The sequence below is a fragment of the Hydrogenovibrio crunogenus genome (assembly GCF_004786015.1).
Taxonomy (GTDB): domain Bacteria; phylum Pseudomonadota; class Gammaproteobacteria; order Thiomicrospirales; family Thiomicrospiraceae; genus Hydrogenovibrio; species Hydrogenovibrio crunogenus.
In genome coordinates this window covers 949,429-969,538 of sequence record NZ_CP032096.1, presented here as the reverse complement: position 1 = coordinate 969,538, position 20,110 = coordinate 949,429, and the positions used below count along the sequence as shown (strand labels likewise).

The window sequence follows — 20,110 nt, the reverse complement described above, 5'->3', positions numbered from 1 at the left end:
ATTCAACCCAAAAAGTCAGTTTTTTTATAAAAAAATTTACAATCAAAAAAAACCGCCAGGCCTGGCGGTTTATTTTTTCAGCAAGGAGCTTAAGATTCGAGCAGTCATATCGACTTTAGGTACGATTTTGTCATACGGCATTCGGCTGGGGCCCACCACGCCCAGCACCCCCATCACTTCACCTTCTCGCTCATAAGGCGTGGTAATCACACTGCAGTTTTGATAGGTTTCATTACCACATTCACTGCCAATGAAAACCTGAACGCCATTGGCCTGCATACTCTTATTGAGCAACCCCAACATATCAGAGTGCTCTTCAAAAGAATGGAACAGTGCTTTCAGTTTTTCTGCATCCGCCAATTCATCGTAATTGAGTAAGTTGGTTTTGCCTGAGACGAAATAAGGCGCACTCTTCTGCATCTTTTGTTCAATGACCTGATCCGTCGCTTCAACAATCGACAGCATCAAAGCGTCCATTGTTCTACGTAACTCATCCAAGCGTTCTACCAGCATTTTTTTCACCTCTGACAAATGGCGTCCGGCGAAATGCTCATTCAAATAATTAGCCGCTTGAATGAGTTGAGACGAAGAAACATCTTCTTCAAACTCAATAATTCGATTTTGCACATCCTGATCATTTAAAACCAAAACGACCAATACACGCTTGTTATTCAGTTTAACGAAATCAATATGACGTAACGTTTCTTGCTCTTGATTCGGCAACATCACCAAACTTGCCATCCCCGTTAATCCAGAAAGGATATTGGATGCCGAGCCCAGCAATTCTTCTTGCGTTTGTGCTTGAGTAAATCCGCGCTGAATTTCTTGTGTTAAAGAGGAGTTTAAAGGCTGTACCGTCAAGATAGAATCGACAAATACGCGAAAACCATGATCTGTCGGTACTCGCCCTGCAGAAGTATGAGGGGAATGAATCAAGCCCATTTTTTCCAAATCCGACATGACATTACGAACCGTGGCAGAACTGACTGAAACATCCGGCAATTTAGCGAGCACGGATGACCCGACAGGCTTTCCATCATTTAGGTATAATGCCATCAAGTGCTTAAAAAGTAATTGCGAACGATCATTTAAATTCATAATCAGACTTATATTAGGTTACTGCGTTATTGTTTGTTATACGCCCAATAATCAGAATTAAATGGTTTTCTCAGTTGACTATTTGGCACGAAGTTATCAGTATTATGGGAACAATTTTTTAATTTTCAAGCAGACTTAAGCAAATCCTGTTTAAAACACGATAGGCAAAGCATCAAGGAATCGGTCCATGTTTAATAAAATCGGTATTTTTGGTAAATACAGCGGCATTCAATCATGGGATTTGATTGATAAACTGATTTTATATTTTCAAAAGAAGCAGAAAAAGGTCATATTAGATCAACGGTCTTGTGCCGACTTCCCTATCGAGCGTTATGGCATAGAGCGCTTAGAACGAGATGCACTCATGAAAGAAATTGATTTTGCCGTTGTCGTGGGCGGTGATGGCACTTTTCTGGACGTCGCTCGGTGTATCGTCGATTACAACATCCCTATTCTCGGCGTCAATTTAGGGCGCTTAGGATTCTTAGCAGATGTTTCCCCTGATACGATGATGGTCACGCTGGACGAAGTGCTTGCCGATGATTACACCTGTGAAGAAAGAACACTGCTGCATGTGCTCATTAAAAAAGATGGCGAAACCTTATTTGATGAAGTCGCGTTCAACGATGTCGTTTTACACAAAAATGACTCGCCACGTATGATTGAATTCGAAACCTTTGTCGACAATCGTTTTTTGAACAGTCAACGTTCTGATGGGTTGATTATCGCCACGCCAACCGGATCAACCGCTTATTCGTTGTCTGCAGGCGGTCCCATCGTTGACCCGGGTCTTAACGCTATGACACTGGTATCGATTAACCCCCATACGATGAGCAACCGTCCAGTCGTGGTTTCGGGTGACAGCGAAATTTTAATTCGTCCGCATGATAACTGTAGTGGCACAGCATCGATTATTTGTGATGGTCAAGTGACCTTTCAAATTGAAGCCAAACACGAAACCTATGTGACACGCCACCCTAACTTCATTAAAATGGTGCATCCTAAAAACCATGATCATTATGAATTACTGCGTGCGAAACTGAATTGGGGTCAAAAACTTTAATGAAAAAAGCGCGTCTTCCGGCCAACGAATTTTGAGAACTGTATGCTACAAGAATTGTCGATTCAAAATCTTGCTCTTATCGAAAAACTTCAACTCAACTTTGACACAGGGTTCACCACCTTAACCGGGGAAACCGGTGCCGGAAAATCGATTTTACTCGATGCCTTAGGGCTGGCGCTAGGCGAAAGAGCCGACAGCAGTTTGGTGCGCCATGGCACCTTAAAAGCGGACATTACCGCCGATTTTGATATTACCAATCTGCCACAAGTTCAGGCCTGGTTGGCAGAGAATGAATTGGATGAAGACAATGAATGTTTGTTGCGTCGTACACTGACGTCAGAAGGACGTTCAAAAGCCTACATTAATGGTTTACCCGCCTCGGTTTCACAGTTAAAGATGCTGAGCAGTCTCTTGATTGATATTCATGGTCAGCACGAGCACCAATCGCTGATGCATACCAGTAAGCAATTGGAGCTTTTAGATGCTTACGCTCAACATGACGCCTTACTGAATGAGACGGAGAAAGCCTACCAGGCCTGGCAAAAACTCAATCAAGAATACCAAACGTTGCTCAATGACCAAACAGACCGCCAAAGCAAAATTGAACTGCTGAGCTTTCAGCAACAAGAATTCGACAAAGTTCAGCCGCAAGCAGATGAATTTGAAGCGTTGTCGGAAGAACAAAACAGTTTGTCGCACGCCAATGAAATCAAGCAATCGGTCTTTACCGCCTATGACATCCTAGAAGGCGATGGCGGTGTCACTGAAAAACTCAGCCATGCCATTTCTGAACTCGAAAAAGTCAGCGAATTTTCACCACAATTGTCCGATGTCTTGCAACAGCTGAATAGCATTCAGATTGAATGTCAGGAAGTCGCCGATGACATCCAATCACAAAACCACCAGGTCGAATTAGACCCTGAACGGTTACAAGTGGTCGACGAACGTTTATCGGAGCTGTTTGGTTTGGCCAAAAAATATCAGCTTGATCCGGAAAACCTGATTAACAAACATCAAGAAATCCAAGCCAGTTTGGCCGGTTTAATGCAATCTGGCGAATCACTTGAACAGCTGAAACAAAATATTGACCAGGCCTGGTCAGAGTTTAATCAAGCCGCTGAAGCTCTAACCGCTTCTCGTCAAAAAGCCGCCTCACAACTCAGTCAAACCGTGACCGAAACCATGCAAACACTCGGTATGGAAAACGGCCAGTTTGCCATTGATGTTCTAGCATCCGACAAAGCGACTCGCCTAGGATTAGACAGTACCCAGTTTAAAGTGACTGCCAATAAAGGCCAACCACTACAACCGCTTGCCAAAGTTGCGTCGGGTGGGGAACTTTCACGAATCAGTCTGGCTATACAGGTCGCGAGTGCGGAGGTGGCGAGCTTGCCGTCGATGATTTTTGATGAAGTCGACGTTGGCATTGGCGGCGGCATCGCTGAAGTGGTCGGTCAAAAAATGCAACAATTGGGACGACACCGCCAAATCTTCTCGATCACCCATCTCGCGCAAGTAGCGGCCTATGGTGATCAGCAGCTGAACATCAGCAAACAAACCCAAAATGACCAAACCACCACTCAGGTGATCGCACTCCAAACAGAAGAGCGCGTGCAAGAATTAGCGCGCATGCTCGGAGGAATGAAAATCACTGAACAAACCTTGAAACATGCGGAAGAGATGCTACAGACGGCACAATCTAACCGTTAGTCCCCTTTTCAACCTCAATGCGGTTTGATAATTGGAGCCTCCACCCCAGTTGTTTCTCCATCCGGAATGATATCCCAAACAGTGTCATTTAAAGGGAGCACATGTGGCTCTCGTCCATAAATATAACTTTGCTCTTCCACTATCACTTTATAAGCCTTGTTCAGCGTTAATGCTCTTTCTGTGGAAGGCTCTAACAAATGCGCTATATCATGATGAAGCGTTTCTACCTCAGCCGGTTTTAAGATGCCTTTCGAGTCGAAGAATTTATTTTTGACCTCTTCATTGTTTCGAAATTCATTCCCAGAATGATTTTCAAGAAGATATTGGGTATATTCCCAACGACCATCTTTCCATTGCGGCTCTTTCAGACCCGAAAGCCCTTTTTGAGACCAGTGAAACCAACCCGCCTGAAAATTAGAGCTCCCTAACTTTCGAGAAAAGGCAAAACTGCTGTCCGCTGTCACGCTCAACCCGGAGTGGCATCCTATACAACTCATGCTTTCTTCATACGTTTGTGGACGCAAATGCCCCGATTGATCTTCAATAAAGCCTTGGTAAACCCACCCTAAGCCGTTGATAACACCGGTTTCAGAATTGCCTGTAATGGTTCTTAGGCGGTCTGGAAATTGGTCACCTTCAATTACCTCTCCCATTGCCGCACTGTTCAGTTGAGAATAATTATTCCAGCTTTGCTTATAACTGTAACGAAGTTCTTTAACCCTTGGTGCTAATTCAATTTTTTGATCGGAATTCACATTTAGATACCGTACCGTATGGAGAAACTCCGTGCCTTCAGGATACAAACCTGCGGCAAGGTGAATGCGGCCTTTTTTCTGAAGCTGTTTTGCTTTTCCAACATAAGACATATTTTGACCTTTGGTGGGCGCCCACCGATAAACCACTTCGGTAGCCATATCCAAAACGCCATTTCGGTTTAAATCCACTTGATAGACGGATTCATCGGTTGCTGGAATGGCGATATTTTTTCGCGTAATCATGGCTTCAACAATGGCTAAATTCAAACGATAGACAATGCGTGAATAAAGACCTGCTTCTGTTTGACGCATGCTTTCAGGTAATCGAATCAAGACATCATCAGCGCTGCCATTGGTTGGCCAAAACGTTCCTAAAAATGGACTGTAAGCAAACGCTCTCCACCCACTGTCATGCCCTTGTGGTGTCACATCAAACCCTTCCGAATCAAAATTAAAAAAACAATCCGGTACATAACCATCCCACCGTTTATTTTGATTCACATCCCAATCAGAAGGCACCTGCTTACCTAAAGAAGCCAAGCGAATATTTCCCTCTTCATCAAAATAATTCGAGGATCGAACATATTTCAAAATATCCTCATCCGAGATTGCTTTAACAACGGCTGAACGATCCTTAAAAAGGTTAGTCCAACGATTGGTACGACTATAAGTTCTGAAGTCATAAGCCATTTGAAAAGCAGAGTCATCAATATAGTTAGGTTCCTGCCCAACCGTGTGACAGCTAAAACAAGGATTATGAACCTGTCCTCTCTTATTTCGTGTTTTGGTATAACACTGAGCCGGAATATAAGCGGCTTTATTATTGTGTATTTGATTGGATAATAAGTCGATGGCGACATGCTCACCTGAGTTCGAATTCAAACTGGTTTGGCTTTCCTTTTGTGTACTATCACACCCAGCCATTAGAGCCAACATCATGCCACTTAACAATCTTATTAAAATATTCATTACTTCTTTTCCTGAATAAAAAGCAGCACACCAAATTTCAGTTTGGTCTGATGCTTTACTTTAAAAAATAGGGATACAAAGACATTTGTACCCCTAAATATAATGTTTAACCTACGGCAATTTATTTAATCGTCGTAAAGTCGAAAGGCCCCATCACACCGGCTTGAGATTCTTTTTCTGCTGCCGTGGCACCCGCTTGTCCATCCATAGGATGCTGAGTGACTGCAGTCAAATAGCCGAATCCATTGATATTTTTATGCCAGAAAGGAGATGTTGTTTCGGCATCTAATGGAGTTGTTAAGATACGCGATAAAGACTTATCTTTGATGTTATAAGCCCAGATCATGTTGTTTTCATGTTTGCTGGTATCTTCACCAATTACCAAAATATCTGTGCCTTCCAAGAAAGTCACATTATCAGGATTGGAGATGTTATTGACATCACAACTATTCGCAGATAACGCCGTTCCAGAATAATCCGTTGCAATACCTGCTACTTCGCCAACCATATCGTAAGCAACATAATCAGAACCGATCGTGCTGTCTTTAGTCACGTTTAGTTCATACACGCCACCACACTTGTTATATGGAAGCTTAATATCATTATTTCCACCTAAATCATAAGTGGTATTGGCTGCACCATTCTTTGCATTGTCTTCCATTCCGCGAGCCACTTCTGAGATAGCGACATAAAGCTTGTTATCACGCGCATTGAACGTAATTCCTTCTTTCTTACGGAACTCAGACGTAGCACCTTTATAAGCGGCCATACGACGCGATTCCAAACGAGCCGCCAAGGCTTCATCTGTTGCATCAATCGCAGCATCACCGTTAACATCTTTAAGCTTTAAACACTCATTGCCAGCTGATGTATTGATGTTGATAAAGCCAGCTGTGGCACAAGAACCATCCGCTTGAGGTGCCTCTGTAGAAAAAATATCAGAGAACTTTGGCGCATCATTGGTCTGAACATTACCATCAGGGTTCAAAATCGCTTTAACCGCCGCATCGGTTGAATGACCCAAACTAACCCAGGTTATCGTTGCTCGCCCTAAACCATCAGCAGTAACTTGGTTCCACTTAGCTGCATATAAAGTACCGGCAGAAAGGTCTTCAGCCGCATCTGCAACAAACATAAACAAACTACCGTTTGTACCATCATCCGATAGATAAACCGTTTTCTTATCCGGCATAACGTAAGCTAGCTCATGCGCAAAACGCCCCATGGAATAATGCTTAGCATAATCTGCTGTTCCAGAAGCAGTGATTTTTACTTCAGGTGTCCAACCGTAGTAATATGGACTCATTTTAGTGGCATCATTGCCCCAGAACTTAGCCACCTCATCATAATAAGTATTCGACGTTAGACCTGTTACCGGATCCGCATTGGCTTCAACCGAACGCGCATCAGGTTCATACTCTTCTGACCCCAAGTGAGACTGCCAAGGCGTTGTTTGACCAGCACAATGTACATACCCACCAAAATCATCTTTTTGACTGATAAACTGAAGCGATCCGTCTTTTACAGACAGAGCCCCAGTCTTACTGTCTTGCTTTAGCTCATTCATATACATGGAGCCGATTTGACACTCATATTGAGAGACCATATACAGCTTATCGTTTTTTTGTAGAATCGAAATATGGTCTAACCCTGAGCCAACGCCCGAATTCGTCCCATTACAGATATACGCGGAACCATCTGCAAACGTAATCCCTTGATCCAAATAATCCTTAACCGCTCCCCAAGTTTCACCGGAAGAATCCAGTTCACCCGTTGCAAATAATTTGGTATACCCAATGGTTTGTTTCTGGCCGTTCACAACCACTTCAGACGTTGTTTGAAGCGAAGTTTTGGTAGCCGTATCACTAGGAACCGGAATCGAAGCAAAGCTAACATCATTATTACTTGATGTCAGATTAACGCCATCTTCGCCCTGTAAATCATTACAGCCAGTCAAAATAGCTGATGATGCTATAACCGTTGAAATCGCAAGTGTTAGTTGATTGAATTTCATTTCTTTAGCCCTTAAATTTAAAAAATTTATACCTTGAATCGGTGGCTAAATTTTAGGAAAGAAAATGATAGATATAATGTCAGTTTTGTGTAACTTTAACGACAAGAAAGTAACGGTTTTATAACAATTTTATGTAATGTAAAAAACAAAAAATGACAGAAAAGAAACTAGATTTAAAAAGGTCAATTTGGTTGGAATTGCTTTTGCTGAGCGACCAATGCAGCCATGATTTGATCTAAGTTTTTAGTATACGGAAACGACGAATCAAGCTCGATCAAAAGCTGCTTAACGGCTTCCAGCGTCGAAAAACTGGTCACATTTTTTTGTTTTCGAATTGAATAAACCGAAGGGGCCGTTGGGTAAATCTGCACTCGGGGCAAGGCTGCCAGCTCTGGATTCAAGAAAAGCATCTTTCGAGTTTTACGCCAGGTACCATCCAATACCAGAATACGAACCGATTCTAAACATTCGGTGTCTGCCATGTCCGCTGCACTGAGCACCTCTGGCGCATCGACACCGTCTTCAGGCGGATAAAGTAAAAAGGTTTTTTTAGTTTCGGTTAAATACGGTGACAACTGCTCATTGGAAAACTTTTCGCCGACCAAAAATTGAGAGCCTTTCAAACACCGGTGTGTTAAAAAAGCGGTCCCCTTTACCTGGTTCTGCTCTAGCGGGTGCTGTAAAAAAATTACTTCGACTAGCGGTTCAAAGGGGGCTATAGCATCACACAAACAAAGTGACTTCAGGCGTAAACAATCCGGGCATTTTTCTCTGGGCATTCTTAAAGTACCTGTTATTCATAAGCGCGCTATAATAGCAATATGACACAAGATTCACGAAGCATTTCTATCTCGCCACTCAATTCCCTTCATATTCAGCAGGCGAAAGACTCCACCTTTCGGCTTGGCAACCACTTTCTTAAAAAACACAAGCAAATGCAAGCGGGAAGAGAAACCCGACTTTATATCGCGCAACTCAATGACACAAAAATCGTCGGTGCTTTTTGGATGGAGATTCAACCAACCTATTGTTGGATTAGAAACGTATTCGTTGAATCATGTCATCGTCATCTTGGTATTGGAACGAAATTGCTTCGCTATGCCATTAAAGAAAATAAAAATATGTCTTACTATTGCTTTAATACTCCGTCTTTACACCCTTTTTACCAATCAATTGGGTTTGACGAAGTATTGGCCGATGAACTGCCCAACTCGTTAAAAACACGTTTATTACGTTATCAAGCTAATGGTAAAAATTTAATCGCCATGCGATTTACAACATCGTTATCTTAAAGCTATTTTTCGTATGGTTTTTAATCGACAATAAATTTCTATCCGCTGCTTTAAATAACTCAGAATAGTCTGAAGACGTGATTGCCCCTCCCATGCTCACACTGACATCCAGCGATTCCAGACGTTCATCATGGGTAATGGATTCTTGAATACGTTTGGCGACCCGTTCCACATCAATCAAGCTGATGCCGTATAACAACAACATAAACTCATCCCCGCCCCAACGAGCGACTTTATCACTCGGGCGAACACAGGAAGTCAAATGATTGGCAATGGTTTTAAGCACTTCATCACCGGCGCTATGCCCTAAGGTGTCATTCACTTTTTTAAAGTTATCCAGATCGACAACAAGCGCTCCGACAGCTAATCCATCCATCCCTTGAGCATTAATTCGTTCTAATTCATAGTCGACTAAACGGCGATTTCCTACCTTTGTTAAAGGGTCTAGTCGATTCTCATACTCTTTGTCATCCACTTGTTTTTTCAGAATTTTTCGATTGTTTTCCAAGGTCATCTCATGAATACCGGTAATGAATACCAGTGCTAATGATGCAAAATAAAAGCGACTCGACAGGATTAAATCCGTCATACCCCACTTTTCAAGCAGCCATATCATCAGCACCAATAAACACGCGAAAAAAATGCCAGACAATGCGCCTAGAATTTGAATGGTCGCCACTAAAATCGGGAATACCCAAAAGTATCCCGTATGATTATGGCCGCCATGAACCATCAAAAAAATAACAAATGCAGCATTGACCAGTAGCATAAAGGCCTTGCTCCACCATGTTAACCCTCGTTTAATAATATAAATACCAAACAAAAAAATGGCCAGTGTGAAGATACTTAACACTGAAAACAAAGGCCATTCTTGATTGAAGAAGGCAATGACTGCAAACACGGCAACGGTTAAAAAATAAACCGGGATTAAAAAAACAAACCGATAATCTGTTTTCACAAAGAATTGTTGAATACTCATTACATCACCCCTTGAGTATCATGGCTTTCTTTTAAAGCTTGAACATACAGGTATCGATATGTCTCTTCCAAATCATCAGAATCAGATCGTTCAAATGACTTGATCATTTTCAATAATCGCCCGTAATCGCCCTCTTCCTTTAAGATACCTTGAATAATGGCGTCATTTAAAGCCAAACCTTTGAGTAATTCTTCCATCGGTTTTTTAAGGATCACATCTAATAAAGAGAACATTCCTGTTAAATAGTAAGACTCTGGATTGACCAGTTTTTCATGCTGAGCACATAACCGTAAGAAAATAGCACGTGTTCTCGCAATATTAAAAACTTCGGGTACGACATCATCCATCAAACTCAATGAAATCATACTCGCCCATGATTGAACGCGCTTTAACCCAAATAAAACCAAAACCTGCCTCAAGGTTTCAAACTCCGGCATTTTAGCCGTGCGATGCTGTACCGCCAGCTTTACCAGCTTATGCATCAAACCGACATCTTTTGAAACAATGTCTTCCAGTTTGTCTAATGAAATACTCGGTTCGGAAAGGTTTCGTAGCAACTCGAACAAATGCAATTTAGAGACCGACAGTTGTTGGCCTGTCACAATCTCCGGCCTGGCAAAATAATACCCTTGAAAATAATCACAGCCTGCGTCTAAACAAATTTTATGAACTTCTTTCGTTTCCACTCTTTCGACTAAAATTTTGGTACGCGCACTGGCGACACCACGAATCTTTTGAACCAACAATGGAATCTTTTTTGGGGTTACATTTTCAATATCCAGCTTGATGATATCCGCCAAACGAATGAAAGGAATAAATTCTTTTTTAAAGATAAAGTCATCCAGCGCGATGGGAAATCCTTTTTGCTTTAAACGCCGAATGCCTGCTAAAGTGGCATCTGTCACCGGCACGGTTTCCAACACTTCACAGACAATACGGTTGGAAGAAAAACAAGGATCGACTTCAGGTTCAAAAAACGATTCTGGAAAATTGATAAAAGCTTTGGCGCTACCAACCAAGTCACTTAATTCTAACCCCATCATGGAGTTGTGAATGACGGTTGCCGTTGCATAATGGTCATCATCAAATACCGCTTCATTAGGATGAAATCCATTTCTAAAAAGAAGTTCATACCCATAGACTTGATTTGACCGATCAAAAATTGGCTGTCGACCAATAAAAAGTTTTTCCATTTATCAAACCTGATTCTTGGCCTTGAATAAAAAAAGACCTAATATGTTCTGAGATGGTAAATTGTACTTATTTCTGATTTTATAACAAAAAATTAATCATTGGAAAAAAACCTTAAAAAATTCATTGTAATCATCAACGTACTGTTAATAACTCATCCCAACGTGTGGTATAACGTTTTGACATTTTAGAGCGCTTCATCTGCCAGGTCTGGCCGTTTTTATGCCCTTCTGCGGCCAATTGAACCGTTCCTTTTCCCATATGTTGATTTAAGGAATCCATGACCTGCATTAAACGATCTGATTTTGGGTTCGCCGAATATTGCGGATTGGGGGCAAAGCAGTCAATCTGAACCGCACCTTTTTCCGTTACCCCTGATAAAACCACACCTGCTTTCTGATAGGCGTAGCCTGACCGCCAGATTGATCTTAAAGCACGTTTCGCTAATTTGATTAACAAGACAGAACTGTCCGAAGGGTAAATTAAAGGTAAGGTTTGTGCATTCTGATAGTAACGTTGCCTGCCTTGAAAAGGGCTGGTTCTAATCGATACGGTCACAAACTGACACACTTTGTTTTGGGCACGCATTTTTTCTGCCGCACGCACAATATAACTTGCCACCGCTTGTTCCATTTCAGCATATTCCGTCACAGGGTTTCCAAAAGAGCGAGAAGAAATGATTTGTCGATCCGATGTTTTTAAAGCCCCTAAAGACAAACACGACTCTCCTCTCAACTCTCTTACGATACGCTCCAACGTAATGGAATAGCGTTTTCGGATGAACTTAAGATCACTGATCTTTAAATCATATGCGGAGAGAATGCCCTGCATTTCCAGTTTGGTGGACAATCCTTTGCCGATGCCCCACACATCTCGAATCGCAACTTTTTTAAGTAAAGCATTCAAACTGCCTTCCGATAACACCGTCAAATCCAACACGTCCTGATGATCTGGTTGTTTTTTGGCCAAATGGTTCGCCAGCTTTGCCAAGGTTCGAGACGATCCAAATCCGACCGCCACCGGCAACCCTAAACACTGCATCACCGTACGCTTCATCTCTTCGCCATACGTCGTGAAATCGGATAAAGACATGCCTGATAAATCCAAAAAACTTTCATCAATCGAGTAGATTTCTTGCTGGACAGCAAAGCCGGATAAAATCGAATGCATTCGACTGCTCATGTCGGCATACAATTCATAGTTGGAGCTAAACACCACCGCATTGATCTGGTCTAAATACCGCTTCACCTTAAAGTAAGGTTGAAACATAATACTTTCCGGCCGTGCGGCTTTATACCCGCCTGGACCCAAATGCGTTTTCTGCTGTTTCAAAAAGGCATCAATCGCTTTCGCCTTAGCGTTCGCCGCCACCACACAGCCATCATTATTCGACAAGACCACTGCGGGTCGGTTCTTTAATGCGGGTTCAAACGCTATTTGACAAGATACATAAAAACTGTTGCCATCCACCAGTGCAAAAACCGTCATAATTTTTCATGCCCCTAAACGTTTTTTTGAATTTTGTTACAAAAATTATAGTCTATCTTTTATAATTCCTGTAACAGAATTCAAATAAAAGCAGGCAAATGGCAGAAAAAAACACGACAGCAGGTGGTGCAAGAAAAGGCGCAGGCCGCAAAAAAGGCTCCGGAAAATTCGGCGAAGGTACCAAGGTGATTCGGGTGCCGGAATCAAAAGTCACAGTTGTAAAACACTGGCTTTCAGAACAGGCGGAAGCCGAGCAACAACAAAAAACCTTACAAGAAGCGCAGGCCTTGGCGGGCGATAAATTACAGATTCAACTTCCGGAATTTAATGAAGAGGTGTTGCTTCCCCTGCACAGTCATAAAGTGGTGGCTGGTTTTCCCAGTCCGGCGGATGATTACGTGGAAACGCGGCTGGATTTAAACGACAAACTCATTCAAAACAAACAAGCCACGTTTCTATTGACCGTACAGGGTGACTCGATGAAAAAAGCGGGCATTCAAGATGGCGATATTTTAGTAGTGGATCGAAGTTTGACCCCACAAGATGGCAAAATCGTTATCGCCGCTTTGGATGGCGAACTGACCGTGAAAACGCTCTCCATCAAATCCACCGGCACGTGGCTCGTGCCCGAAAATGATAACTATCCCCCTATCCCTGTCAGAGAAGAATCCGACATTGTTATTTGGGGTGTAGTGACCGCCACGATTAAACAATTCTAATCAGTTGCTTTGAGCATATTTCATAAAAAAACAGCCAGGCCTGGCTGTTTTAAGCATCTGAAGCAACGGACTCCGACACTAAGCATTCTAACAAACGATTGACCTGTCGTTTACAACAACCATTGCCATCGGAAGCATAGGTTTTACGCTGCACCTCTTCAAGTGTCAACGCGCCTTCGGCAATCGCATTAATAATCACCCTCTTTGGCACTTCATTACACACGCATAAGTTTTCGTCCAAATCTTTTTTGAGAATATCAGGCAATTTATCCAGCGGATTCGTAATCATATTTTTTTAAGATTTTTCTTGAACATCAATGACTTTTCGCCATGGCCAAAGCACTTTCAAAGCTTCTGCATACCGACATAAACCCCGATTTATGACAGAATACGGCATCCTCCAACCCGGTTACCGCTTTCAACTCTTCTTCTCTCAAACCGCGAAAACGTTCCGGCAAATGGTTGTCTTTGCCATTGCAAAACACGCCATATCCTTCACTGCCTTTCGGGTAAACCACCCGGGTAATCTCCGGATGAGAACGAATAAAATCTTTAAACGGTAAGTTTTCCGCCAACACCAAAATGCCTTCATCCACATTTTTGGCACAGGCTTCCAATTCCACAATCACTTCCGCTTCTTTAATCGCCGCCTGAATAAAGTTATTCAAAATACCACTGGTGAATGCAATTGCGTCTTTAAAAGCCGTTTCCTGCTGTTCCACATCATCTGTCGATGACGCATTCATCATACCAATCAACATCGACACAGAGGGACGTGGGTCTTCCGTAAACATGCCATTGTCGACAGCATCGATATCACGGATGATTTTTTTATCCACCCACTCTAATGCAAACTGAATTTCATATTCCCCTTCCAACCCTTTCGCAGCAAGAATTTGCGCACCGAAATGCTCCCATACCAACCCTGCAGTGGCATAAGGTGTCCCATCTTCACGAGCGCGCGTAAAGCTGTTTTGATGATGATCAAAACGCAATCTTTCCGGAACATACTCACCGCCCACATCCAACACCATCTCGGCTTGGTCAATCACTTCCTGATCACGAGATCGTACAATGTCGACTTCTTCAATCATCTGGATCATGGCAATGGCAAACACTTCATCGGCATGAAAACGGCCGGAATGGGTAACGAGCATAAAGGTTCCTTATTGGAGTTAATAACGAGTTTCTAGAAAAAATCAATGTGCATTATGTTAGCGCATTTTACGGCGAGATGGGCACTAAAGCGCCGAACAGAAGCAGATTGTTTTCATTATTGTTAAGATAAGAAACATCTCCACTCAATACATTCTTCAACGAGAGCACTGGCCGATGTTTTTATATTTAAGTTCTTCTCTCTGCCAACACCACAGCAATGGCTGGGGGCATCCAGAAAATGCACAACGTATCATTCGTATAGAACAGGCTTTAACCGAAGCCCTACTGTTATCCAACACGCTTCACAAAGACATTATGCCCGCCACCGAAGAAGATGTGTTTCGCGTTCATTCCTCGTCTTTTTGGGAAACCTTAAAAAAACACCTTCCCGAAAACGGCTTTGTCAAAATCGATGAGGATACCTCTCTCAACCCCGGCAGCTTAGAGTCTGCATTGACGGCAAGCGGCGCGATGTTAACCGCAATTGATGCCATCATGAACCAGGAAGCGGGTCAAGCTTTCTGTAATGTTCGTCCTCCAGGGCATCACGCAGAAAGAAATCGCCCTATGGGGTTTTGTCTTATCAACCACATTGCCATCGGTGCCGCTTATGCTTTGGAAAAATATGCCTTAGAACGCATCGTCATTGTCGACTTTGACGTCCATCATGGCAATGGCACAGAAGACTATGTTCGACACGAAGCACGTGTGGGATATGTCTCCAGTTTTGAAGACGGTATCTTTCCCTTTACCGATCCGATTTCAGATCTCAATAATATGAGCAAACTCCCGTTACCCGCTCAAAGTGATGGTCAAGCCTTTATGGACGCATGGCAACAAAAAGGGTTTGAATTCATTCGGCACTTCAAACCGCAGTTGATTTTAATTTCGGCTGGATTTGACGCTCACAAGGCGGATCCTCTTGCAAACTTGAACCTGACAGAACAAGATTTCTACCATTGGACACAACAACTCATGACACTTGCCAATGAAGTCTGTGATGGGAAAGTCATTTCAATTTTGGAAGGTGGCTATGAGTTAAAAGCCCTGTCGGATTCAGCCACGGCCCATGTCAAAGCCTTACGAGCCTTATAAAATAGCCAGGCCTGGTCAAATTGAAAGTGCTTAAAACATCAAAACCAGATACCTAAGTATCTGGTTTCAAGAAAGAGAATGGCTGACCCATCCAAAACATATCTGACGATAATGAAAAACAGACTTCATCTCTCATTACCAGTCAAATTGCGTTCAGACAGAACTTAAGATGCCAGCCACTGATTATTAAAGTAACGGTGAATTTGGCCATCTCGCCCCCAACTAAAGCAGTACAACCATTCATTATCAATTAAATGGCGAACCACTTCGTTCTCAGCGACCACTTGTGCAATAGCCTCGTGTGGCGCATCAATGTACACACTCAAACGTAAAGGTTCGTGCATCCATTTTTCACCATTATGCAAAGACTGCATCGGTAGACCGATTCGTAAATCCCCTCCGTTTCCTTCAAACACACCAATGCAGCCATCCACTACATTATGGAGTACTTTATTTCCGCTTCCATAAACGTGATTATCACAAACAGATGCATAATATTGTAGATTAATCCAATTGGTTACCACCATAGGAGCCGTCATAATCAAGGTTAACAAACTGTTATCGGCATCTTCCTGCCAATCGTAGTCATGCAAGAAAGCGCGCCCTTGAAAATCTAACCCTCTTGTTCTGGCACGCGGTGCGACAACGAAAGCTGCATTATTCGACAAGCCCCACTCGGGTCTCACCTGAGACCAATCTTTGGCGCGTCGTTGAATTGTCTGGTGCAAGTTTTGCCCTTCAAGATGGTTCAACCCCAATCGTGTCGAACGCTCTTGACGGGCAAGTTCAGTAGCTCTAGCCAACCATTTTTGAATGGTTTCATCCACATGGTTCAAACCAAAACAAGTGAATTCGTCGGTGGTCGTATTATGCATTGCTGCCACAAAACGGGTTTGCTCCGGGATTTTAATGTCTTTTTCAAGCAAGCCTTGTCGCACCTCTTCATCATTGAGCAAGAACGCCAATACCCGTACATTGATTTCCCCGGTTTGACCACCACATGCGCCACAATCTAATCCGGCGGCATGCGGGTTATTACAACTGGTACTACCATGCCCTACCAGCATCACCGTTTCAGCAAGATCATGATCCAGCCCCATCGCATGTAAAATACCCGCAGCCAACTCTACTTTTTGCGCCAACGTTAAAGGAGAATCGTCTTGCGTCAACTCAAATGCATCTGTTGCCGGTAAAGCATTGATCGGGTTCGTATGATTTTCTGGAAACAGACTGTTACGCAATAATTTAAACGCATACATTAACCCTGTCGCCTCAACCATACTAAATGTTGCTGGAGGCGCATTCCCCCACTCGATCCAACGTGCTTTTCGGTTTAATGCTTGCTTGGTGGTTCTTTTAGACACACTCGTCATTACTGGCGTTACTTTAATGCCAGACTTTAATAGCCCGGGCAACTGTGGACGAGACACGTCCGTTCCAGCAGGCTGATACTCAATTGGCAAGCCAAAAAAACCAGCAAAGCCCAGTGTTTCTACTCGAGAGTCCTGTGCTTCTAAAGCGCGTCGAATGACTTCCGATCGAACATCAATACAAAAAGCCGCCTGGAGCAAAGTAGAAGACGATTGCGTTTCCGCTTTCAAGTCCGTTTTACTGGCGTGCTTAAGCTGTTGTTGCAATTCCGATTGATATGCGATTTCGGCTGCTCTTTGCCAAATCCAAGACTTGGCCTGAGCCGCTTCATGGGTGGCGATCAACTCCGGTAAAATACTCATTTGGTGATGCCACATCACTTTTAATTCATTGAAAACAGAACGATCACTGTCTTTTTGATGCTGCCACAACACCCATTCCCATGCGACGCGAATCGCTAGGAAATCCATCATCAAATCATTGTCAGCATTGTTTAAACGATCTTGCCAACGTAAATACGCAACCCAAGAAGCCCAGCCATTGGCATCTAATAACAACGCATGTGCGTAATCAGCAATTTGACTATCTGGCACTCTTAAACCCACTAATGCTTCGGCAAGCAGACCTTCGCTACTTTCCGGTAAGTCCATAAAGTGCTCAGTCAGTCCATCTTCACCCATAAGGATTTCAATTCCCTTATCTTGACGGGTTGTCGCCAACCACTCATGATAAAGTCCTTGGTAGGTCTTGGAAAAAGTGCCCTGACTCTCTTTCAAACGGAAAAAATCTGCACAGAATTGGCTGATTTGATGGGTGATTTCATCCCGCCAAGCCATTTTATATTTACGGTCTCGTCCACTGTCGACAAAATCACTGACGTTATGCCAATGTGTATGTTCGTCTTCTTCTAGCAGATACCGTTCAAGGTTGTCTACGGTATACTCTTTTCCCATTTCATCGATGGCCTGCTGCACATGCTGAGGTTGCAACGTTTCCATCCAAACTTCCTGGAAATAAGATTTCGGCATCACACATTGAGCTTGGCTCAATGCACTGAGTTTAGCGGAAATTTTAGAAATATGCTGATCTCGCATTTCCCACCAAGGATTTACCGCGATTAATTCATCTAGCGGCCAAGTCGGCGCAATACGTCCACAAGCATCCTTCAGAGCTTCTTTTTGCCTGTCTGACAGCTGGGGAATCAACGGCTTCGCTTGGTCTAACTCATTGTTATCAGAAGCTTTTGCGTTGTGCAACATCATTGAAATAACTCCTCTTTAGGAACTTGTAACTTTTTAGGTTTAAAACGAACCGGTAACTTTGTCGGATAAATTCTCAAATTTAAACGAGTTACCCATTCGTCCAGATAAAATCCGGCATAAAAAGCACGTCTGACTTTTCTCATCCAAATGTGCTCACTGTGGTATCGCAACAATAGATACCCCACCATAAACATAATCAATAAGAAACCAATCCATAAATCGCCAATCCAACCCACGCTGGTTTCCATTGAAGGCACAATGAAACTGGCGCCATTTTTTTGCAAGCTATACACCACTAACAAAACGACACCTAGTCCCACCATTCCAATCGCAGAAGACGAAGTTAAACGCCCGCGTCTTTCGGCAATCAAAAGCGTTAATGCAATAGCAAACAATAACCAAGGACTGTATGGGCCAGACAAATCAGCCACCCAAATCAAGCTCACAACCATGGCTACAGACACAATACCTGCAAACCACCACTCTTTAACGGATGGGGCAATCGGTCTCGACAGTCGACGTTTCATACTTGACTCAACTTCCGACCCTGCATTCAGGAAGGCGTATGCTTTGTAACAAGAGTGTGCGACTAGGTGCAACAACGCCAACTCAAACAACCCTAAGGCACATTCAACCAGCATCAGTCCCATTTGTGACATAGTTGACCAGGCCAAACGCACCTTGACTGATGTACGGGTCATCATGACTAAAGCGGCCAAAACGGTGGTTATGCCTCCCACAACTAATAAAATCCATTGCGCCATGTCTGACAACACGATTAAAGGTGCGAAGATAATCAGTAAATAGCCGCCTAAATTAATAATTCCAGCATGTAATAACGCGGAAACGGGCGTGGGCGCTTCTACCACTTGAATCAACCAGCCATGTAATGGCAGTTGAGCGCATTTTACTAACGCAGCTAAAGCCAATAGCATTGCCGCAAATTGATCAGGCGTCGTTAATGAAGCCGATAAACTGACATTTTGGTAAATGTCACTGATAAACCAAGTACCATGTTCGTAATACAAAATTAAGATGGCGCCCAGCAGGCATGCTTCAGCAACACGCGCAAAAATAAATTTTTTATGCGATGCCAAAACGGCTCTTTGGCGATTCGGGAAAAATACCAGCAAACGGTGTAAACTCAAGCTTATTGCAATCCATGCAACCATCAACAGCAACATATGATTACTGATAATCACAGTTACAACACTGCCTAAAGTCACCATCAACCAACGAAGATAACGCTTTTCTTCATCAATATTCCCGGCCATATAAGCACTGGAATAACGAATGTTCACAAATGCAATAAAGCACACCAGCCCCAACATGACCAAACTCATTTTGGATACACCAACCCACTGCCCAGAAATCGACAGATTGACCCATTCAAAATAAACGGCAATTCCTAAAAACACGCTTAAAAATAATCCAAGCAAGCTGATAGCTGATGCCAAACGCCAGTTCGCTCGTCTTTCATTAGTGAGCGCACCAATAAAAAACAGTACTGGGATTAACAGCATCATTGAAGCCCCTACCCATTGCATATTCATAAACAGACTCCTTAAAAAATCTTTTAACGTCAAATGCTCAATTTCGTTTTCTATAATCCAAACATTTCAATGTGTTTTAAATATTAGGAGATTGCTATGCTAATGAAAAATTGGGAATTCAAATAAGACCTATAGACTAAAGAGAATGGTTGCCAGAAATTGGCTTTAAAAGCTTATAAAATGGGCGTTGCAGGACTGTTCTTTCCTGACTTAAATACTGAAATATCAGACAAAAAAAATTAATTTTTACTGTTAAAAAATCACAATGAATCAGAGACGATTTAACGCAAAAATCATAGTTGAATAATATCAACTAAAATAGACAGCAGGTTGGTAGAAAAAAGAAACAAATGGGAGACGCTTAAAGAAGGATTAATCCCCTTTAAATCAAAA

Annotated in this window: 16 protein-coding genes; 5 read left to right on the top strand and 11 right to left on the bottom strand. The window is 42.8% G+C overall.

All coding sequences use genetic code 11. From position 1 onward, the window contains the following. Positions 1-69: 69 nt before the first annotated feature. Positions 70-1,098, bottom strand: a complete 1,029-nt coding sequence (gene hrcA, locus GHNINEIG_RS04610) for a heat-inducible transcriptional repressor HrcA (protein ID WP_135795557.1) — start codon at positions 1,096-1,098, stop codon at positions 70-72. Between the two features lie 187 nt (positions 1,099-1,285). On the opposite strand from hrcA, the gene GHNINEIG_RS04605 reads away from it, so the two are divergent. Then, complete coding sequence (locus GHNINEIG_RS04605; protein ID WP_135795556.1) at positions 1,286-2,161, top strand: NAD(+) kinase; 876 nt, start codon at positions 1,286-1,288, stop codon at positions 2,159-2,161. A gap of 42 nt (positions 2,162-2,203) precedes the next feature. Beyond that, positions 2,204-3,871 carry a DNA repair protein RecN gene (gene recN, locus GHNINEIG_RS04600; RefSeq protein ID WP_135795555.1) on the top strand — a complete coding sequence of 556 codons (1,668 nt, stop codon included), beginning with the start codon at positions 2,204-2,206 and terminating at the stop codon, positions 3,869-3,871. 14 nt (positions 3,872-3,885) lie between these two features. Here recN and GHNINEIG_RS04595 read toward each other — a convergent pair whose 3' ends face one another. The 3 genes from GHNINEIG_RS04595 to GHNINEIG_RS04585 form a co-directional block, all read right to left on the bottom strand. Next, complete coding sequence (locus GHNINEIG_RS04595) at positions 3,886-5,595, bottom strand: hypothetical protein (RefSeq protein WP_135795554.1); 1,710 nt, start codon at positions 5,593-5,595, stop codon at positions 3,886-3,888. Positions 5,596-5,716: 121 nt separating this feature from the next. Then, positions 5,717-7,609, bottom strand: coding sequence for an alkaline phosphatase PhoX (locus GHNINEIG_RS04590; RefSeq protein ID WP_135795553.1), 1,893 nt, complete (start codon positions 7,607-7,609; stop codon positions 5,717-5,719). Between the two features lie 182 nt (positions 7,610-7,791). Continuing rightward, the gene (locus GHNINEIG_RS04585; protein WP_135795552.1) at positions 7,792-8,388 is read right to left on the bottom strand and encodes a tRNA-uridine aminocarboxypropyltransferase; all 597 of its coding nucleotides are present in this window, start codon (positions 8,386-8,388) and stop codon (positions 7,792-7,794) included. Positions 8,389-8,430: 42 nt separating this feature from the next. On the opposite strand from GHNINEIG_RS04585, the gene GHNINEIG_RS04580 reads away from it, so the two are divergent. After that, positions 8,431-8,901 carry a GNAT family N-acetyltransferase gene (locus tag GHNINEIG_RS04580; protein WP_135795551.1) on the top strand — a complete coding sequence of 157 codons (471 nt, stop codon included), beginning with the start codon at positions 8,431-8,433 and terminating at the stop codon, positions 8,899-8,901. Here GHNINEIG_RS04580 and GHNINEIG_RS04575 read toward each other — a convergent pair. The 3 genes from GHNINEIG_RS04575 to GHNINEIG_RS04565 all read right to left on the bottom strand — a co-directional run bounded on the left by GHNINEIG_RS04575 (position 8,882) and on the right by GHNINEIG_RS04565 (position 12,559). After that, positions 8,882-9,880 (bottom strand): diguanylate cyclase domain-containing protein, encoded by a 999-nt coding sequence (locus GHNINEIG_RS04575; protein WP_135795550.1) that lies wholly within the window; start codon positions 9,878-9,880, stop codon positions 8,882-8,884. The two genes, GHNINEIG_RS04580 and GHNINEIG_RS04575, sit on opposite strands and share 20 nt — an antisense overlap. Next, on the bottom strand, positions 9,880-11,073 hold the full coding sequence (locus GHNINEIG_RS04570; protein WP_135795549.1) for an EAL and HDOD domain-containing protein: 1,194 nt from the start codon (positions 11,071-11,073) through the stop codon (positions 9,880-9,882). Before GHNINEIG_RS04570 ends, GHNINEIG_RS04575 begins: the two co-directional genes overlap by 1 nt. A gap of 133 nt (positions 11,074-11,206) precedes the next feature. Continuing rightward, positions 11,207-12,559, bottom strand: a complete 1,353-nt coding sequence (locus tag GHNINEIG_RS04565) for a Y-family DNA polymerase (RefSeq protein ID WP_135795548.1) — start codon at positions 12,557-12,559, stop codon at positions 11,207-11,209. A 98-nt stretch (positions 12,560-12,657) separates the two neighbouring features. Here GHNINEIG_RS04565 and GHNINEIG_RS04560 point away from each other — a divergent pair, with 98 nt between their 5' ends. Continuing rightward, a complete protein-coding gene (locus GHNINEIG_RS04560) occupies positions 12,658-13,278 on the top strand; it encodes a LexA family protein (protein ID WP_135795547.1) in 621 nt (206 codons plus the stop codon). A gap of 49 nt (positions 13,279-13,327) precedes the next feature. Here GHNINEIG_RS04560 and GHNINEIG_RS04555 read toward each other — a convergent pair whose 3' ends face one another. Both GHNINEIG_RS04555 and GHNINEIG_RS04550 read right to left on the bottom strand, forming a co-directional pair. Continuing rightward, on the bottom strand, positions 13,328-13,567 hold the full coding sequence (locus tag GHNINEIG_RS04555; protein WP_135795546.1) for a (2Fe-2S)-binding protein: 240 nt from the start codon (positions 13,565-13,567) through the stop codon (positions 13,328-13,330). Between the two features lie 25 nt (positions 13,568-13,592). After that, complete coding sequence (locus tag GHNINEIG_RS04550) at positions 13,593-14,435, bottom strand: MYG1 family protein (RefSeq protein WP_135795545.1); 843 nt, start codon at positions 14,433-14,435, stop codon at positions 13,593-13,595. A 175-nt stretch (positions 14,436-14,610) separates the two neighbouring features. Between GHNINEIG_RS04550 and GHNINEIG_RS04545 the strand changes: the two genes are divergently transcribed. Beyond that, the gene (locus GHNINEIG_RS04545) at positions 14,611-15,531 is read left to right on the top strand and encodes a histone deacetylase family protein (protein WP_135795544.1); all 921 of its coding nucleotides are present in this window, start codon (positions 14,611-14,613) and stop codon (positions 15,529-15,531) included. Between the two features lie 164 nt (positions 15,532-15,695). Here GHNINEIG_RS04545 and GHNINEIG_RS04540 read toward each other — a convergent pair whose 3' ends face one another. Both GHNINEIG_RS04540 and GHNINEIG_RS04535 read right to left on the bottom strand, forming a co-directional pair. After that, positions 15,696-18,164, bottom strand: coding sequence for a DUF2309 domain-containing protein (locus GHNINEIG_RS04540; RefSeq protein ID WP_135795543.1), 2,469 nt, complete (start codon positions 18,162-18,164; stop codon positions 15,696-15,698). Further along, complete coding sequence (locus tag GHNINEIG_RS04535; protein WP_135795542.1) at positions 18,161-19,717, bottom strand: NADH-quinone oxidoreductase subunit L; 1,557 nt, start codon at positions 19,715-19,717, stop codon at positions 18,161-18,163. Before GHNINEIG_RS04535 ends, GHNINEIG_RS04540 begins: the two co-directional genes overlap by 4 nt. Positions 19,718-20,110: the final 393 nt, after the last annotated feature.

Coding starts and splice junctions, on each gene's coding strand:
- hrcA (WP_135795557.1), bottom strand. CDS start 1,098: ATGAATTTAAATGATCGTTCGCAATTACTTTTTAAGCACTTGATGGCA.
- GHNINEIG_RS04605 (WP_135795556.1), top strand. CDS start 1,286: ATGTTTAATAAAATCGGTATTTTTGGTAAATACAGCGGCATTCAATCA.
- recN (WP_135795555.1), top strand. CDS start 2,204: ATGCTACAAGAATTGTCGATTCAAAATCTTGCTCTTATCGAAAAACTT.
- GHNINEIG_RS04595 (WP_135795554.1), bottom strand. CDS start 5,595: ATGAATATTTTAATAAGATTGTTAAGTGGCATGATGTTGGCTCTAATG.
- GHNINEIG_RS04590 (WP_135795553.1), bottom strand. CDS start 7,609: ATGAAATTCAATCAACTAACACTTGCGATTTCAACGGTTATAGCATCA.
- GHNINEIG_RS04585 (WP_135795552.1), bottom strand. CDS start 8,388: ATGCCCAGAGAAAAATGCCCGGATTGTTTACGCCTGAAGTCACTTTGT.
- GHNINEIG_RS04580 (WP_135795551.1), top strand. CDS start 8,431: ATGACACAAGATTCACGAAGCATTTCTATCTCGCCACTCAATTCCCTT.
- GHNINEIG_RS04575 (WP_135795550.1), bottom strand. CDS start 9,880: ATGAGTATTCAACAATTCTTTGTGAAAACAGATTATCGGTTTGTTTTT.
- GHNINEIG_RS04570 (WP_135795549.1), bottom strand. CDS start 11,073: ATGGAAAAACTTTTTATTGGTCGACAGCCAATTTTTGATCGGTCAAAT.
- GHNINEIG_RS04565 (WP_135795548.1), bottom strand. CDS start 12,559: ATGACGGTTTTTGCACTGGTGGATGGCAACAGTTTTTATGTATCTTGT.
- GHNINEIG_RS04560 (WP_135795547.1), top strand. CDS start 12,658: ATGGCAGAAAAAAACACGACAGCAGGTGGTGCAAGAAAAGGCGCAGGC.
- GHNINEIG_RS04555 (WP_135795546.1), bottom strand. CDS start 13,567: ATGATTACGAATCCGCTGGATAAATTGCCTGATATTCTCAAAAAAGAT.
- GHNINEIG_RS04550 (WP_135795545.1), bottom strand. CDS start 14,435: ATGCTCGTTACCCATTCCGGCCGTTTTCATGCCGATGAAGTGTTTGCC.
- GHNINEIG_RS04545 (WP_135795544.1), top strand. CDS start 14,611: ATGTTTTTATATTTAAGTTCTTCTCTCTGCCAACACCACAGCAATGGC.
- GHNINEIG_RS04540 (WP_135795543.1), bottom strand. CDS start 18,164: ATGATGTTGCACAACGCAAAAGCTTCTGATAACAATGAGTTAGACCAA.
- GHNINEIG_RS04535 (WP_135795542.1), bottom strand. CDS start 19,717: ATGAATATGCAATGGGTAGGGGCTTCAATGATGCTGTTAATCCCAGTA.